The organism is Saccharopolyspora sp. NPDC000359, from assembly GCF_040300525.1.
Taxonomy (GTDB): Bacteria; Actinomycetota; Actinomycetes; order Mycobacteriales; family Pseudonocardiaceae; genus Saccharopolyspora.
Genome location: NZ_JBEPDU010000002.1, coordinates 39,965 through 55,603, shown reverse-complemented (window position 1 = coordinate 55,603; position 15,639 = coordinate 39,965). Strand labels below are relative to the sequence as shown.

General features: G+C 72.3%; 13 protein-coding genes and 2 pseudogenes. 10 read left to right on the top strand and 5 right to left on the bottom strand.

Translation table 11 applies throughout. The annotated features are described in order from the left end of the window. Positions 1 to 44: 44 nt before the first annotated feature. Positions 45 to 1,286 carry an FAD-dependent oxidoreductase gene (locus tag ABT324_RS02260; protein ID WP_351170225.1) on the bottom strand — a complete coding sequence of 414 codons (1,242 nt, stop codon included), beginning with the start codon at positions 1,284 to 1,286 and terminating at the stop codon, positions 45 to 47. Continuing rightward, on the bottom strand, positions 1,283 to 2,527 hold the full coding sequence (locus ABT324_RS02255) for an MFS transporter (protein WP_351170223.1): 1,245 nt from the start codon (positions 2,525 to 2,527) through the stop codon (positions 1,283 to 1,285). Before ABT324_RS02255 ends, ABT324_RS02260 begins: the two co-directional genes overlap by 4 nt. Positions 2,528 to 2,680: 153 nt before the next feature. Between ABT324_RS02255 and ABT324_RS02250 the strand changes: the two genes are divergently transcribed. From ABT324_RS02250 to ABT324_RS02240, 3 genes are read left to right on the top strand one after another with little or no spacing between them, the layout of a single operon-like run. Next, entirely contained in the window at positions 2,681 to 3,580 is a 900-nt protein-coding gene (locus tag ABT324_RS02250; protein ID WP_351170220.1) for a LysR family transcriptional regulator, read from the top strand. 49 nt (positions 3,581 to 3,629) lie between these two features. Further along, entirely contained in the window at positions 3,630 to 4,310 is a 681-nt protein-coding gene (locus tag ABT324_RS02245) for a response regulator transcription factor (protein WP_351170217.1), read from the top strand. Positions 4,311 to 4,320: 10 nt separating this feature from the next. Beyond that, a complete protein-coding gene (locus ABT324_RS02240; RefSeq protein WP_351170214.1) occupies positions 4,321 to 5,385 on the top strand; it encodes a sensor histidine kinase in 1,065 nt (354 codons plus the stop codon). 130 nt (positions 5,386 to 5,515) lie between these two features. On the opposite strand, the pseudogene ABT324_RS02235 reads toward ABT324_RS02240, so the two are convergent. The 3 genes and pseudogenes from ABT324_RS02235 to ABT324_RS02225 form a co-directional block, all read right to left on the bottom strand. Beyond that, positions 5,516 to 5,695 (bottom strand): annotated as a pseudogene (locus ABT324_RS02235) (M15 family metallopeptidase); the annotation flags it as partial. Next, positions 5,692 to 6,726, bottom strand: coding sequence for a D-alanine--(R)-lactate ligase (gene vanA, locus ABT324_RS02230; RefSeq protein WP_351170212.1), 1,035 nt, complete (start codon positions 6,724 to 6,726; stop codon positions 5,692 to 5,694). The gene vanA and the pseudogene ABT324_RS02235, both read right to left, overlap by 4 nt. After that, positions 6,723 to 7,736 (bottom strand): NAD(P)-dependent oxidoreductase, encoded by a 1,014-nt coding sequence (locus ABT324_RS02225; protein ID WP_351170210.1) that lies wholly within the window; start codon positions 7,734 to 7,736, stop codon positions 6,723 to 6,725. Before ABT324_RS02225 ends, vanA begins: the two co-directional genes overlap by 4 nt. A 200-nt stretch (positions 7,737 to 7,936) precedes the next feature. Here ABT324_RS02225 and ABT324_RS02220 point away from each other — a divergent pair, with 200 nt between their 5' ends. The 7 genes and pseudogenes from ABT324_RS02220 to ABT324_RS02190 all read left to right on the top strand — a co-directional run bounded on the left by ABT324_RS02220 (position 7,937) and on the right by ABT324_RS02190 (position 15,514). Next, positions 7,937 to 8,815, top strand: coding sequence for a MurR/RpiR family transcriptional regulator (locus ABT324_RS02220; RefSeq protein ID WP_351170207.1), 879 nt, complete (start codon positions 7,937 to 7,939; stop codon positions 8,813 to 8,815). Positions 8,816 to 8,825: 10 nt separating this feature from the next. Further along, positions 8,826 to 9,284: pseudogene (locus tag ABT324_RS02215) on the top strand (NAD(P)-binding domain-containing protein); the annotation flags it as partial. Continuing rightward, positions 9,276 to 9,728, top strand: coding sequence for an NAD-binding protein (locus ABT324_RS02210; RefSeq protein WP_351170704.1), 453 nt, complete (start codon positions 9,276 to 9,278; stop codon positions 9,726 to 9,728). The pseudogene ABT324_RS02215 and the gene ABT324_RS02210, both read left to right, overlap by 9 nt. Next, positions 9,725 to 11,266 (top strand): aldehyde dehydrogenase family protein, encoded by a 1,542-nt coding sequence (locus ABT324_RS02205; RefSeq protein ID WP_351170205.1) that lies wholly within the window; start codon positions 9,725 to 9,727, stop codon positions 11,264 to 11,266. Before ABT324_RS02210 ends, ABT324_RS02205 begins: the two co-directional genes overlap by 4 nt. 78 nt (positions 11,267 to 11,344) lie before the next feature. Continuing rightward, the gene (locus ABT324_RS02200) at positions 11,345 to 12,664 is read left to right on the top strand and encodes a DUF3100 domain-containing protein (protein ID WP_351170203.1); all 1,320 of its coding nucleotides are present in this window, start codon (positions 11,345 to 11,347) and stop codon (positions 12,662 to 12,664) included. A gap of 103 nt (positions 12,665 to 12,767) precedes the next feature. Continuing rightward, the gene (locus ABT324_RS02195; protein WP_351170200.1) at positions 12,768 to 14,180 is read left to right on the top strand and encodes a tetratricopeptide repeat-containing diguanylate cyclase; all 1,413 of its coding nucleotides are present in this window, start codon (positions 12,768 to 12,770) and stop codon (positions 14,178 to 14,180) included. A 167-nt stretch (positions 14,181 to 14,347) separates the two neighbouring features. Next, positions 14,348 to 15,514: an FAD-dependent oxidoreductase gene (locus ABT324_RS02190; protein WP_351170197.1), complete on the top strand. Its 1,167-nt coding sequence runs from the start codon at positions 14,348 to 14,350 to the stop codon at positions 15,512 to 15,514. The last annotated feature ends 125 nt before the right edge of the window (positions 15,515 to 15,639 follow it).

Genomic DNA, 15,639 nt, shown 5'->3' with positions numbered 1-15,639 from the left:
GCCTCGCTGGATCCCGCTCGTGGTGCGGTGATCGCCGCGGCGGGTCACTCCGGCAGGGGAGCGCCCTGCCGGTCGAGCTCGCGCCGCACCGCTGCCGTCGCGGCGTCGCCGTCGCGCGCGGTGAGGGCCGCGGCGACCCCGGCCGCCTGCCCGGTCGCCAGCGCGGTGCCCATGACCCGCAGCGAGGCGCCCGCACCGGCGTCACCGTCCACGGTGCGGCCAGCGGCGAACAAGTTCGGCGTGTTGCGGCTGCGCAGGACGTCCAGCGGGATGCCGTAGTAGCCGGGTTCCCCGATGTACTTCCACTCCGCGGGGAGCCCCGGCCCGGGGTGCGACTCGATGGGCCACGCGCAGACCGCCACCGCGTCGTCCACCGGACCCGGCCGCACCACCTCCTCCTCCGTGATCTGCGCGCGGCCCACCAGGTGGCGGGATTCGCGCGTGCCCAGTTCCGGCCCGGTGCTGACGATGTAGGCGCCGGCGCACCCGGGCAGGGTCCGGACCGCCCGGAGGTAGGCCTGGGCCTGCCGCCGGGCACTGCGCTCGGCGCGGCTGGTGTCCGCGGCGCTGCGGGCGTCGTAGCCCTCGTCGGCCAGGTAGGCGATGACGTCCCCCGACACCGGCATCCGCGCGACCAGGCCCCGCTCCCCGGTCAGGTCGTCCCGACCGGCCGCCTTCTCCGCGCGGATCACCGCGGACAGGGCGGCCCGGTCCACCTCCACGTCGGTGGGGATGCCGCCGAACCGGACGCCGAGCGTGCCGTTGATGACCCGGCCGTCATTGCCGTACCGGACCTCCGCGCCGCCCCGGTGCGCGAGGTCCGCCTCCCCGGTCGCGTCGACGAAGGCGTCGGCGGTGATGGTGCGGGTGCCGGAGTGGTCAGCCACCCGCAGCGCGGTGATCCGGTCCTCGTGCCGGGTGGCGTCGAGGACGTGCGAGTGCAGCAGCACCTCCACGCCCGCCCGCTCGCACAGCTCGTCCGCGACGCGCTTCACCGATTCCGGGTCGAACACCACCGTGACCGCCGTGAACCTGCGTGGCTCGGTCACCGCGCGCAGCTCGCGCAGACCGGCGAGCAGCTCCTCGGCGACCCCGAACACGACTTGGCGCTTCTCCAGGGTGTGCAGGCCGCAGTAGGTGACGACGTTGCGTAAGGTGGCCGCCCCGCCCAGGCACGGCCCCCGTTCGACCAGCAGTGTCCGCGCACCCGCGCGGCGCGCGCCGAGGGCAGCGCCGAGGCCACCCGACCCGCCCCCGGCCACGATGACGTCGTAGTGCTCGGTCATTGCGGTTCCCCTCCTCGAGCAACGGGTTCCGGGGCGTGCGTGGCAGTTGCGGTGCCGGGTTCGCGCACGCCGAGCATGAGGAACATCCCGAGCAGCGGACCGGCGGCGAGCGTGGCGAAGGCCCAGAAGAACGACCCGGTCGCCTGGAACACCCCACCGATCACCACCGGCACGATGGTGCTGCCCAGCTGCCAGAACGCGTTCGTCATCCCGGCGGCGGAACCGGCCAGCCGCACCCCGGCGAGCCGGGGGATCAACGCCACCATCAGCGGGCTGTACACGTACGCCGCGACGCCGAGGAACGGTGCCACCCACAGGAACCCGACCAGGTCCTTGCGGGTGCCGAAGGCCAGCAGGGCCACCACAAACCCGCCGAGCACGACGGCGGTCGGCACCTTCCGCCTGCCACCGGAGAGGTCCGACACCACGCCCACCAGCGGTTTCGCCACGATGGCCGCGACGCCGAAGATGACCACGACGACCCCGGCCTGGACCGGCGAGACGCCGTTGCCCTTGACCATCAGGGCGTTGGACCACGTGATGAAGCCGTAGGTGCCCCACAGGCCGCCGAACCCGGCGAGGCCGAGCAACCAGAGGTCGCGGTTGCGCGCCAGGGGGCGCAGGCCAGGCCGCTCCCGACGCGCGGCCATGGCGTGCCCGCCGGGGCGGAGCAGCAGGAAGCACAGCACCGCGACGACCATCGAGGCCGCGCCGAACAGGTGGTAGGAGGCCCGCCACCCGGACGCGGCGATCAGGCTCGGCACCACCGCGTTGGCGATCACGGTGCCGAGCGAGGTCGCGGTCATGAACAAGCCCATCGCGAAGCCCCGGTCCCGCGCCGGGAACCACTGCGCGATGAGCTTGACCCCGGCCGAGTAGTCGCACCCCGCGAACACGCCGACCGCGGCCTGGAACGCGATGCCGAGCACGACGGAGTCCGACTCGCCGAACAGGACCATGAAGCCGCCCGCGAGGAACAACGAGGCGGCGAGCACCACGCGCGGGCCGAGCCAGTCCGCCAGCACCCCGCCGGCGGCGTTGGAGAGGACGTAACCGACGTAGTAGCCGGTGGCGAACACCCCCAGCCCGGCCAGCGAGACCCCCAGGTCCTCGCCGACCGACACCGAGGCGGGACCCCAGGTGGACCGGTCCACCGCGGTCATCGTGAACGCCGCCCACGACAGCACCAGCACCACCCACCGGTACGGGTGCCGCGCGGCGGGATCGACGGCAAGACTCATCGTTGGGCGTCCTTCCTGCCCGCCGGGCGGGGCGCGGGTGGTCGCCCCGGACGCCGGGCCCGGGCAGTACACCGCGGTTGACAACGGCGCGTCCAATGCCGGGTAATCAGACGCGGTATGCCTGCCAGGCAGAGCCGAAGCCCGAGGAGCCCTGTGGAACTGCGCCATCTCCGGTACTTCGCCGCGGTCGCCGCGGAGGGCTCGCTCTCCCGCGCGGCTGAGCGCCTGCACCTCACCCAGCCGTCGCTGAGCAGGCAGATCCGGCAACTCGAGCACCACATCGGCACGTCCCTGTTCGACCGGACCGCCAGCGGGACGACCCTCACCGCGGCTGGCGCCGCCCTGCACCGCCACGCGCTGCTGCTGCTCCGGCTCGCCGACGCGGCACCCGACATGGCGCGCTCCGCGGTCGGCCAGAGCCGGGAGGTCGTGCACCTCGGCGTGCCACCGGGGATGCCGAGCGGCTGGCTGCTGACCGTGCTCACCGCCCTGGAGTCCGACGTCGCCCGCGCAGCGGTGACGCTGACCGAGGCGAGCAGCACCGAGCAGCTGCGGATGCTGGGCCAGGGGCACCTCGACCTCGCCATGGTTCACGAGCATCCCCCGGCCCGGTTCCGCGCGGAGAGCCTGTTCGACCTGCCCTTCGGCGTCGCCGTGCGCCCCGGCCACCCGCTGGCCGACGGCCCGACGTGCCCCGTCCGAGCCCTGGACGGCCTGCGGGTCCTCGCCCACGGTCGGCAGCAGGTGCCGGTCGTCGACGACCGGCTGGTCGTCGCGGCCCACGACGCGGGTGCGGTACCGCTGTGGCAGTTCGCGCAGTTCACCGAGCACGCCCTCGCCTGCGCCGAAGCCGCCAGGGCCGACGCCGTCCTGCTCACCGCGCACTCCTCGCGCCGCCTGCTGCCGGACTGGCCGTGGCTGCCGCTGACCGGACCCGAGCTCGCGCTGACCACCTGGCTGGCCTGGCCCCCGGAGACGCGGACCGTGGTCGGCGAGGTGGCCCGCACCATCAGCGCCACGCGTGGAGCGGGCCCCGGGGGCGCTGGCGGCTGACGCTTTTTCGATACGTCGGCGACATGGGGTCGCTCCTACGCTGTAGCGCATGCGCGTGCTGGTTGTCGAGGACGAGGTCTACCTGGCCGAGGCGATCCGCGATGGACTGCGCCTGGAGGCGATCGCGGCCGACATCGCCGGGGACGGCGACACCGCCCTGGAGATGCTCGGCGTCAACTCCTACGACATCGCCGTCCTCGATCGCGACATCCCCGGGCCCTCCGGTGACGAGGTCGCCGAACACATCGTCGCTTCGGGCAGCGGCATGCCGATCCTGATGCTCACCGCGGCGGACCGGTTGGACGACAAGGCTTCCGGGTTCGCGCTCGGCGCTGACGACTACCTCACCAAACCCTTCGAGCTGCGCGAGCTGGTGCTCCGGCTCCGGGCCCTGGACCGCAGGCGCGCGCACAGCAGGCCGCCGGTGCGGGAGCTCGCCGGGCTGCGGCTGGACCCGTTCCGCCGCGAGGTCCACCGGGACGGGCGGTACGTCGCGCTCACCCGGAAGCAGTTCGCGGTGCTCGAAGTCCTGGTGGCCGCCGAAGGCGGTGTCATCAGCGCCGAGGAGCTGCTGGAGCGGGCCTGGGACGAGAACGCCGACCCGTTCACCAACGCCGTGCGCATCACGGTGTCCGCGCTGCGCAAGCGGCTCGGCGAACCCTGGCTGATCGCCACGGTGCCCGGCGTCGGTTACCGCATCGACACCGTCGCGAGCGGCGAGCGTGGGTAGGGCGCCCGGGATGAGCGCCCGGCTCAAGCTCACCTTCAGCTACGCCGGTTTCCTGGTGGTCGCCGGAGCCGTGCTGCTCGGCGCGTTCGCGGTGTTCCTGGACGGGTACCGGGAGCGGGCGCAAGATGCTGGGGAGATCGTGATCGCGCCTTCGGGCGGCGAACTGCTGCAGGACTTCGCGCCAGCGGCTGTCGCCGCGATCGTGTTCCTCCTGGTGTTCGGTTTCGCCGGTGGGTGGATCCTCGCTGGGCGGATGCTGGCGCCGTTGCACCGCATCACCGAGGCCACCCGCACAGCGGCGAGGGGGTCGCTCTCCCACCGGATCGAGATGGCGGGGAGCCAGGACGAGTTCCGGGAGCTCGCCGACGCCTTCGACGGCATGCTCGCGCGGCTCGAAGCGCACGTCGCCGAGCAGCAGCGCTTCGCCGCCAACGCTTCCCACGAGCTGCGCACGCCACTCGCGATCACGCAGACCCTGCTCGACGTCGCCCGCAACGATCCGAACCGGGAGAGCAGTGAGCTCGACGAGCGGCTGCGCGTCGTCAACGCCCGGGCGATCGACCTCACCGAGGCGCTGCTCCTGCTCAGCCGCGCAGACCGGCGCTCCTTCACCCGGGAGGACGTCGACCTGTCCCTCACCGCCGAAGAGGCCACGGAAGCGCTCCTCCCGCTAGCCGAGAAGCACGGCGTCGTCATCGACACCTCCGGGGACATCGCCCCGACCGTCGGCAACCACGCGCTCCTGCTGCAGTTGACCACGAACCTGCTGCACAACGCGATCGTCCACAATTTGCCCGAGCACGGCACCGTCCAGGTCAGCACCACCGCCGGTCCCGAAGGCGCCGTGCTCACGGTCGAGAACACCGGTGCCGAGCTCAGCCCGCACTTGGTGCGCACCCTCACCGAGCCGTTCCAGCGCGGCACCGAACGCAGCCGCAGCGGCCACGCCGGTGTCGGTCTCGGCCTGGCGATCGCCAAGAGCATCACCCGGGCGCATGACGGAACGCTCTCGCTCAGCCCGCGCACCGGCGGCGGTCTCCACGTCACGGTGCGACTGCCTGCTGCGCCGCGGTGATCAGGATCCCCCGGTCCGCGTGGAACCGCTCGAACACCGACATCGGGAGCGCTGCGGAGTCGGAGTTGTGGGAGTAGCCCGAGGGGTTGTGGAACCGCACCACCCCGTCCTCGACCGCGTGGACCAGCACGAGGTGGCCTCCTCGTTGCGGCGCCCGCGCCAGCCCCGCGCACAGGGCGCGGGAGCCGACGATGCGGTTGGCGAGGTAGCCGTCCACCGGTTTGCCGGTGAAGTTGTCCCAGGTGGCGTACTTGGCGTCCCAGCGCACGCCCGGCACCTGCTCGTCGACGTAGCAGAAGTCGTCGTTCACCGCTCCGCCCCGTCCAACGCCGTTGAGAGGAGCCGGTCGAGCAGGTCCGACAGCGGCACCCCCGCGGCGGCCATCATCCGCGGGTAGCGGCTGTAGGAGGTCATTCCGGGCATGGTGTTGACCTCGTTGAGGACCACCCGCCCGTCGCCGGTGAGGAACAGGTCGACGCGGGCGAGCCCCGCGCAGCCCAGCGCCCGGTAAAGGGTCTTGGCGGTGTCCTGGACGAGCTGGCGCGACTCGTCGGGGATGTCGGCGGGGACGACGAAGGTCGCGTTCTCCGAGCCGGTCTCGGGCGAGTCCTCCTGGTGGATGCGGAAGAACCCGTGCGAGAGGTCGACCCGGTCCACCTCGCCGGTGACCAGTCCGGAGAGGTCACCGAGGACCGCGCAGCCGACCTCGTCGCCGGACACGGCCTCCTCGACCAGGACCTTCGAGTCGTACTGCCGCGCGGTGCACAACGCGATCGGCAGTTCCTCGGCCCGGGTGACCTTGCTGACGCCGAACGAGGAGCCCGAGCGGGCGGGTTTGACGAACACGGGGTACCGGAACCGGTGGGGATCGACCTCCTCGTCCGCCGTGACCACCCAGGAGGTCGGGGTGGCGATTCCCGCGCTCCAGGCGACGGTGTGGGCCAAGGTCTTGTCCATGCACACGGCCGAGGCCTGGATGCCGCACCCGACGTAGGGGATGCCGGAGAGCTCCAGCAGGCCCTGCACCGCACCGTCCTCCCCGAACCTGCCGTGCAACACCGGTAGGACGACGTCGAGGCGCACCACCTCGTCTTGACCCGCGACCAGCAGGCCGTGCACCCCCCGGTCCGGTGACAGGGTGACCGGGCGCGGGTTGGCGTTCTCCCAATCCCCGTGCGGGCTTTCGCACCACCGCCAGTCGCCGCTGGTCGTGATGCCGATCCAGAGCGGCTCGTACTTGTCGGTGTCGAGGTTGTTCGCCACCTCCCGCGCCGACTTGACCGAGACGGGGTGCTCCTCGCCAGCGCCTCCGAAGAGGACTGCGACCTTCACCCTGCTCATGCTGTTCTCCTGTTCTCGAAGTTCAGGCAGTTGATGAGGCTGTTCTCGACGATGTCCCGCAGGGCGCGCTCGGTGTGGTACGCGGAGTGCGGGCTGATCAGCACGTTCGGCAGCCGTTGCAGCCGCACCAGGGACTCGTTCTGGACGGGCCGGTTCCGGCAGTCGGCGTAGAAGATTCCCTCCTCGCCTTCGAGGACGTCCAGTGCCGCGCCGCCCAACTTGCCGCTCTCCAAAGCCGCCAGGAGGGCTGCGGTGTCGACCAGCGGCCCGCGCCCCGTGTTGACGACGTGCGCGCCGGTCCTCATCCGCGCGATGCGCTGGCGGTCGAGGAGGTGGTGCGTCTCCGCGGTGAGCGGGGTGTGGAGCGTGACGACGTCGCTCCGCTCGACCAGGTCGTCCAGCGACACGTGGTCCTCCCGGGGCTGCCGGTCGTGGGCCAGCACGCGGCACCCGAAACCCCGCAGCCGCTCGACCACTGCCGCGCCGATGCGTCCCGTTCCGACCACGCCCACGGTCAGGTCGCGCAGCTCCGCGCCACGGGCCCTGCTCAGCCGGTAGTCGTGGGACTCTGCCCGCAGCACAACGGATTTCGCGTGGCGCACGGTCATCAGCACCAGCATCACCGCGTAGTCGGCCACGCTGTCCGGCGAGTAGGCGACGTTGCCCACCGCGATGCCGACGCGCTCGGCCTGTGCCAGGTCGATGTGGTCGTGGCCGATGCTTCTGGTGGAGAGGTACTCCACCCCGACCTCGCTGAGCGCCGCGAGCGCGGGCCTGGTGATCCGCGTCCGGTGGCTGACGCTGGCGCACCGGCTGCCGCGCGCCAGTTCGGCGTTGGTCTCGTCGAGTGCAGCCTCGACGATCCGCAGCGGTGCGCCGAGGCGAGCCCCCGCCTCGCGGAACACCGCGGCTTCGTCCGGGCCGCACCCGAAGACCGTGAGCGGGGGGTCCGGCTCGGCCGCCGCTCGTGCAGTCGCTCCGCTGTGGATCACACCCAGTTCGCTGACCATGCCCCAAGTCAAGGGGGTGCCGTGTTGCCAGCGCGTATCAGATTCCCGATACGCCGACGACATGCCCCTGGCCGCTCGTGAGTGGTGATGGTGGTCCTGACCACCATCGCCGCTCACGAGGGGTTTCTGCAATTCGGTTTGCGATGTACGGTGTTGCAAACGCGCTTGCAGGGCGTGTCGTCTCGGACCAGGGAGCATTCGTGTCGACAGCGCAGAACGACGAGGTCTTCGGCAACGCCGACGCCCAGTGGCTGGGCGCCGTCGTGCCCGACGTGCCGTTGTCGAAGGCCCAGGCGCGCGTGGTCGACGTGATCGTCCGCAACCCGCAGCTGGCGTCCTACGCCGACATCGCCGAGATCGCGCAGCGGGCCGACGTCAACAACTCCACCGTGGTCCGCGCCGCCCAGCGGCTGGGCTACCGGGGTTGGCCGGACCTGCAGCGCGAGCTGCGCGCCCGCTACCTGGTGATGATCTCCTCCGAGGACACGCTCGTTGAGCACGGCGAGCACCGGAGCCCGCTGCACGATGCCCTCACGCACGACATCGACAACCTGCGCCAGACGCTGGACGCCAACAGCGCCGCGGACGCCGAGGCCGCCATCGCGGCGCTCGCCGCGGCCAGGTCGATCCTGGTGGTCGGCGTCGGCTCCTTCGCCGGTCCGGCCAGCGTCATGGCCCACCTCGGATCCACCATGGGCTACCCGGTCTCCCTGGAGAACCGGGCCGGGGTGCACCTGGCCACCGCCATCAACAGCCTGGGGCCGGGCGACGTCCTGGTGGTCATCAACATGTGGCGGTCCATGAAGCAGCTCATCGCCACCACCGAGGCGGCGCGCGCCGCGGGCGCGACGATCATCGCCATCACCGACATGCGGCGGGGCACGTTGGCGACCACGGTGGCCGACCACCTGCTGATCGTGCCCTCGGAGGGCATTTCCTTCTTCCAGTCGGTCACGGCGGCCACCTCGGTCGTCTACGGGTTGCTCGCCGGGATGCAGGCGGCCCAACCGGAGCGCAGCCGCGCCGCCATCCGGCGCACCCAGCAGCTGTGGAAGGACCTGGACGTCTACCTCGACTAGGACGTCTTCGCGAACAGGAGTTCTGATGGACGAGCAGATCGCCGTGGTCGGCCTGGGATCGATGGGCGGGGCCATGGCCTCCGCCCTGCACCGGGCTGGCTGGCAGGTGTCCGGGTTCGACCCCTCGCCCGACGCGCGTTCCGCGGCGGCCAGCGACGGCATCCGCGTGGTGGACGACCTCGGCCTGCTGGCCAGTACGCCCTACGTCGTGCTCTCGCTGCCCTCGGCCCGCGCGGTCGAGGCGACGGTCCCCACGTTGCTGGAGAGCGCGGGCACGGTCGCGATCGTCGACACCACGACCTCGGAGCCAACCACCAGCGCCGCCCTCGCCGCGCTCGCGGCGGAACGGGGTACCGCCTTCGTGGACGCGCCCGTCTCGGGCGGGCGGGACGGGGCTGCGGCGGGGCAGCTGACCGCGTTCGTGGGGGCCGCGGACGAAGCCCTCGACGCGGCACGGCCCGTGCTGGAGGCCCTGACCGGCGGCCAGTACCAGCACCTCGGCGGTCCTGGCGCTGGCAACGTCGTCAAGCTGCTCAACAACGTCCTGGCCGCGGCCAACCTGGTGTCCGTTGGGGAAGCCCTCGCGGTCGCCAAGGCCTACGGCGTGGACCCCGCCCTAGCCGCGGCGGGGATCAGCGGAGCGTCCGGCGGCAGCAAGGCCTCCGCCGCGATGTACCCGAACTGGGTGCTCTCCGGCACGCACGACTCCGGCTTCTCCCTCGGGCTGATGGCCCGGGACGCCGCGCTGGCCATCGAGGTCGCTGGCCAGCGCGGCGAGCAGCCCGACCTGCTGATCGCCGCGAGCCAGCGCTGGCAGGACGCCCTCGCCCAGCTCGGCCCCGGCGCCGACTTCACCGAGATCGCGCGAACCGTCGCGCCCTCCCTGACCAGGGAAGGAGCCTCTGGAGCATGAGCACCACTCCGATCACCTCCTCGGCCGCCACCGCGCGCCAGGCCTTGGCCGCCGCCTTCCCGGACGGCCTCGGGGCCTTCGTCGATGGCGCCATCGCAGCGGGCGGTGGCGAGCGCATCACCCTCACCTGCGCTGCCACCGGCGAGGACTGCGCGGACTTCCGCGATCCTGGCCGGGAGGGCGCCGACGCCATCCTGGCCAGCGCGGTGCGCGGGGCCGCCACGTGGGCCGCGACGGACGCCTTCGAACGAGCGGCGATCCTGCGCGAGGTCTCGCGCACGATCTCCGAGCACGGTGAGGAACTGGCCGTGCTGGAGTCCGCCACCACCGGCAAGCCGCTGCGGGACACCCGGGTGGAGGCGGCCAAGGTCGCCGAGATGTTCGGCTACTACGCGGGATGGGCCGACAAGCTGCTGGGCCAGACCATCCCCGTCCCCGGCAACTGGCACACCTACACCGAGCGCGTTCCGTGGGGCGTCGTCGTGGCCATCACCCCGTGGAACGCGCCGCTGTTCACCGGCGGTTGGAACTCGGCCGCGCCGCTGGCCGCGGGCAACGCCGTCGTCGTCAAGCCCAGTGAGTTCACCCCTGCCTCCACCGTCCGGCTGGCCCAGCTGGCGCACCAGGCCGGTCTGCCGGACGGCGTCTTCAACGTCGCCGTCGGCCTCGGTGGCACCGTCGGTGCCGCGCTCACCAGCGATCCGCGCGTCGGGAAGGTCTCGTTCATCGGCTCGGTGGCCACCGGCCGCCGGGTGGCGGTCGCGGCGGCCCAGGCCGGGATTCCGGCCGTCCTCGAACTCGGCGGCAAGAGCGCCAACATCGTCTTCGCCGACGCGGACCTGGACCGCGCGGCCGATGGTGCCGTCGCGGCGGTGTTCTCCGGGGCCGGGCAGTCCTGCGTGGCGGGCTCGCGGCTGCTGGTGGAGCGCAGCGTCCACGCCGAGTTCGTCGAACGCGTCGCGGCCCGGGCGGCGCGGCTGCGGCTCGGGGATCCGCTCGACCCCGCCACCGAGGTCGGCCCGATCATCACCGCACCGCAGTTCGCCACTGTGACCTCCCTGATCGAGGCGGGACTGCAGGACGGTGGCCGCCGGGTCACCGGTGTGGAGCTGCCCGCCGCGGTGAGCGGCACCAAGCTGGCGGCCGGGCGCTGGGTCGCACCCACCCTGCTCGACGGGGTCACCGCCACCAACCGCTTGGAGACCAACGAGGTCTTCGGGCCGGTCCTCGGTGCCGACGCCTTCGAAACCGAGGCCGAGGCGGTCGAGCGGGCCAACGGCACCAACTTCGGCTTGGCGGGCGCGGTGTGGACCGGTGACGTGTCCCGCGCCCACCACGTGGCGCGCTCGGTCAACGCCGGCACCTTCTGGATCAACTCCTACAAGACGATCCATGTGGCCGTCCCCTTCGGCGGGTTCGGCGACTCCGGCCACGGCCGCTCCTCCGGCCCGGGCGTGCTCGACGAGTACACCCAGACCAAGGCCGTTTGGGTGCCCACCCGAACCGCTGGCGCACCGTTTCCGTCGCTGAGCTACTAGGGAGGCGTGATGGGCCCAGGAAGACCGTTCCGGCGCGGTGCCGCACCGCCGGAACCCCGCGCAGGAAGCAGCAGCCCGATGACCACTCCCGCCGTCCCGCCCGTGGCCGGACCGAAGCAAGCGCTGCCGATCGCCGTCCTGGCGCTGGTCATCGGACTGGTCGTGCAGTTCGTCGGACAGGCCGAGATCGACCTGGGCATCGGGTCCATCATCATCTTCCCGATGGTGTGGGGACTGGTCCTCGGCCTGCTGGTGTCGGTGCAGCGGTTCAAGCCGCTCGGCGTGGACCTGCAGAAGGTGGCCGCGGCGCTGGTCGGCGTGGCGGTGATGCTGCTGGTGGCCCGGCTCGCCTTCAACATCGGTCCGAGCCTGCCGGTCCTGGTCCGGGCGGGGCCCGCGCTGCTGCTGCAGGAGGTCGGGCACCTGCTCGGCACGGTCGCCCTCGCGCTGCCGCTGGCCGTGCTGCTGCGCATGGGCGGGGCGACGGTCGGCGCCACGTTCTCCCTCGACCGCGAGCCGTCGTTCGCCATGGTCTCGGAGAAGTACGGGCCGGACTCCGACCAGTACCGCGGCGTGCTGGCGATGTACGTCTTCGGCACGCTCTTCGGCGCGGTGTTCATCACCCTGCTGACGTCCCTGGTGGCGAACTGGCGGGTCTTCGACCCGCTGGCGCTGGCCATGGGCGCGGGCGTGGGGTCCGGCTCGATGATGGCAGCGTCCACGGCGAGCATCGCGGATGCGTACCCGGCTCAGGCGGAGGCCGTCCTGGGCATGGCCGCGGTGTCGAACCTGATCACCACGATCCTGGGCGTCTACGTCGGGATCTACCTCGCGCTGCCGCTGGCCGACCGGTTCTACCGGTTGCTCACCAGGGGCCGGGACACCGCCGCTGCGGGCGGGTCGGCGGGTGCCGGCGCGGGCAACCGCGCGTTCCGGGAGCAGGTCGCCGCGGCCTCGGCCCAGGTCACGCTGCCGCTGTGGCTGTCGCTCGCGGTGCTGACGGTGCTCGGTCTGGGCACCGCCTCGATCGCGGCCGAAGCCTTCAGTTGGAAGATCGTCGGCGGCTACGCGGTGCTCCTGGCGCTGGTGCTGCTCGGACTCCTCCTGGCGAAGGTGTCCCGGAAGATCTCGGCGATCGTGTGGATCACCACGGTGGGCGCCTACATCTCAAGCCCCTGGTTCCCGGCGGCGGAGGTGCTGAACCCGCTGGTGAAGTCGGTGGACTTCCTCTCGATCGCGACCATCATGCTGACCCTGGCGGGGCTGTCGCTGGGCAAGGACATCCCGCTGCTGCGGCGGATCGGCTGGAAGATCATCCCGGTCGGCCTGGTCGCGATCACGGCCTCGTTCCTGCTGTCCACCGTGATCGCCGAGTTCGCCCTGGGCTTGTGGGGCTGAGCGCCCCGCTGGGATCGATACCCTGGAGGCAGCGCGGCAGCGCGGAACAGCAGGTCACCGCGGGTGGCGACGGGGCGGGGCGGTGCGGGAGAACGATCCGTTGATGGCGGGGCTGGTCCCCGAGCAGGACCGGCGCGTGCGGTTGCTGCTGGAGTCCGGCCGCCCGAACGCCGCCGCGCTCGCCTTCAAACGGCTGATCGCGGGTGGCGCCAAGGACGTCGACGGCCAGTGGGACCCCAGCGTCGTGCTGGTGCACCGGGCCTACCTGGCGTGGCGGCTGGACCGGATCGCGCTCGCGCTCGACCTCGTCGCCGATGGGTGGACCGGGCTCGACGTCGACCGGCCGCAGGGCGGCGGCGCCGCCCAGGCCATGGGGATCCTCGGGGACCTGCTGCAGGCGGTCGGGCACCACGACGCCTCGCGCGAGCTGATCGCCCAGTCGGTCCAGGTTGCCCGGGGCAGCGGGGACCCGCAGGTCCTCGCGCACTGCCTGGAGCGGGAGGCGAACTGCTGGCAGCTGCAGGCCATGGACGCCAGCGGCGACAACCACGAGTGCTTCCGCACGGCGCTGGGGCTCTTCGACGAAGCGCTGGCGCTGGCTTCTCCCGGGCAGGTCCGCGAACGCGTCCAGGCTGGCAGTGCTCGGGCGCTGGCAGCTCTCGGGCACCTCGCCGATGCTGAGGACCGCGCGGTGCAGGCCCTCGCGGCGGGCGAGGAAGCGGGGGACCGCTACACCTCGTCGATCGCGAACTGGGCGCTCGCCGAGATCCGCCGCCACCAGGGCCGCCTGGCGGAGGCCCGGACCTTCGCCAGGCGAGCGGTCGACATGGCGGAGTGGATTCGGGACACCCGGCTGCGGATGCGGTCCTCGCTGGCCCTGAGCACCATCTGCCGGGAGCTGGACGACGCCGTCGGCGAAGTCGCCGCGCTGCGCAGCCTGGTCGCGGTCAGCAGGACGAACATGCGCGCGCTGCAAACCGGGCTCGGCCACGCCGTGGAGCAACGCCGCATGGCCATCCAGGCGCAGCGCCAGGAGTCCGCCGCGCAGCAGGCCGCGCGCCGGGACCCGCTGACCGGCCTGCTCAACCGGCGCGGCGTGGAACAGCGGACGTCGGCCGACGGGGTCGTGGCGCGGTGGCTGGCGGTGCTGGACGTCGACAACTTCAAGGAGATCAACGACACCGCGGGCCACGCCGCGGGCGACGCAGTGCTGCGTGGGGTGGCCCAGCTGCTCCGGCGCGAATGCCGCCCCGACGACCTGGTCTGCCGGTGGGCGGGCGACGAGTTCGTGCTGGTGCTGGGCCCCGTCCCCGACGGCCCGGTACTGGCCGAGCGCGTCCGCGCCGCGGTGGCGGCCCACGACTGGTGCCTGGGCCCGAGAACGCAACCACCCACGGTCAGCATCGGTGTCGCCGCTGGCCCCACCGACTTCAACCGGCTGTTCGCCGCCGCCGACCAAGCCCTCTACCGGGCCAAGCACGCAGGCCGCAACCGCGTCGAGGTCGAGGGCAGCTAGCCGCTCCGTCCCGGCACCGACCGCGCAGCCCCGCACGTGCGTGGCCGAAGCGCCGGAGTCGTCGCACGTCCACCGCGAGGTCGACGAACAGGTGTTGGACAGGTCAGAACCGGGTGAGGTCTGATGGGTCCCGTCCGCACCCGTCCTCGACCACCCGGAGTCGCGCCTTGCCCCGCCACACCTCGCAGTACGCCGTCATCGGTGCCGGTCTGGCCGGATCTGCCGCCGCGTGGCAGCTCGCCTCCCGCGGGCACGAGGTGGTCCTGCTCGAGCAAGCGACCCCTGCCCACCGCGGCGGCAGTTCGCACGGGTCGGCACGCATCCTCCGCTACGCCTACCCCGAACCGCTCTACACCCGGTTGGTGGTGCAGGCGAAGCCGCTGTGGGACGACGTCGAACGAGCCACGGGCAGGACCATCATCACGCCGACCGGCGCCCTCGACTCCGGTGCGCGGCACGAGCCCGAGCGCCTGGCCCGCATCCTCGGTGAGCTCGGCGTCGACCACGAGCTGTTAAGCAGCGAGCAGGCGTCCGAGCGCTGGCCGGACTTCCGGTTCGACACGCCCGTCCTGTGGCACCCGGGTGCCGGGGTGATCCACGCGCAAGCGGCGGTGCGAGCGATGGTCGACCTCGCGGCGGCTCGCGGCGCGCAGGTGCGGACGGGCTGGCAGCTGGCGACGGCCGAGCGGGAGGGCAGCGGCTACCGGCTGGTCTCGACCGGCGGGGAGGTCGTGGCGGCGGAACGAGTCGTGGTGTGCGCCGGTGGCTGGCTGCCCGACCTGCTGGGCGGCTTGGCGCTCCCGCGCGCGTTCCTGTCCGGGATGCCGTCCTTGGTGGTGCGGCAGGAACAGGCGTACCACTTCCCGTACGGGGACCGGGCCGCCAGTGGTCCCGCTGCCGTGCCGTGGCCGTCCTTCATCCACAAGGACGAGCAGATCCAGGTCTACGGGCTGCCCGGTGGGGAGGACGCCGACTTCCGCGGCCAGAAGGTCGCCGAGTTCAACGGCGGCAAGCTGCTGCCGTCGGCGGCGCACCAGGACCAGCTCGTCGCCCCGGCCAACCGCGAGCGGGTCACCTCCTTCGTGCGGGGCAACGTCCCCGGCCTGGAACCGGACCCCTACGCGGAGACCACCTGCCTGTTCACCAGCACCCCCGACGAGCACTTCGTCCTCGACCGCGCGGACGGGATCACCGTGGTCTCGCCCTGCTCCGGGCACGGCGCGAAGTTCGCACCCCTGATCGGCGCGCTGGCCGCCGACCTGGCCAGCGCCGCCGACCCAGCGGACGTCCCCACCGTTCCCCCGAAGTTCCGCGTCACGACCACCTCCGGATGAGCACGCCAGCAACGCCCGGAGCTCGGTGCGGTAGAGGATCAGTCCGTCTGCTCGCCGAAGTGGTTGCTGCGAGGCGGAGGGAACACGGTGATCACCGCGGAGTCCCCGGCGACCACGATGGTGCT

What these genes read in the sequence shown, in the direction of transcription:
- ABT324_RS02260 (WP_351170225.1), bottom strand. Translation starts at nt 1,286, where the DNA reads ATGACCGAGCACTACGACGTCATCGTGGCCGGGGGCGGGTCGGGTGGC.
- ABT324_RS02255 (WP_351170223.1), bottom strand. Translation starts at nt 2,527, where the DNA reads ATGAGTCTTGCCGTCGATCCCGCCGCGCGGCACCCGTACCGGTGGGTG.
- ABT324_RS02245 (WP_351170217.1), top strand. Translation starts at nt 3,630, where the DNA reads ATGCGCGTGCTGGTTGTCGAGGACGAGGTCTACCTGGCCGAGGCGATC.
- ABT324_RS02240 (WP_351170214.1), top strand. Translation starts at nt 4,321, where the DNA reads ATGAGCGCCCGGCTCAAGCTCACCTTCAGCTACGCCGGTTTCCTGGTG.
- vanA (WP_351170212.1), bottom strand. Translation starts at nt 6,726, where the DNA reads ATGAGCAGGGTGAAGGTCGCAGTCCTCTTCGGAGGCGCTGGCGAGGAG.
- ABT324_RS02225 (WP_351170210.1), bottom strand. Translation starts at nt 7,736, where the DNA reads ATGGTCAGCGAACTGGGTGTGATCCACAGCGGAGCGACTGCACGAGCG.
- ABT324_RS02205 (WP_351170205.1), top strand. Translation starts at nt 9,725, where the DNA reads ATGAGCACCACTCCGATCACCTCCTCGGCCGCCACCGCGCGCCAGGCC.
- ABT324_RS02200 (WP_351170203.1), top strand. Translation starts at nt 11,345, where the DNA reads ATGACCACTCCCGCCGTCCCGCCCGTGGCCGGACCGAAGCAAGCGCTG.
- ABT324_RS02195 (WP_351170200.1), top strand. Translation starts at nt 12,768, where the DNA reads ATGGCGGGGCTGGTCCCCGAGCAGGACCGGCGCGTGCGGTTGCTGCTG.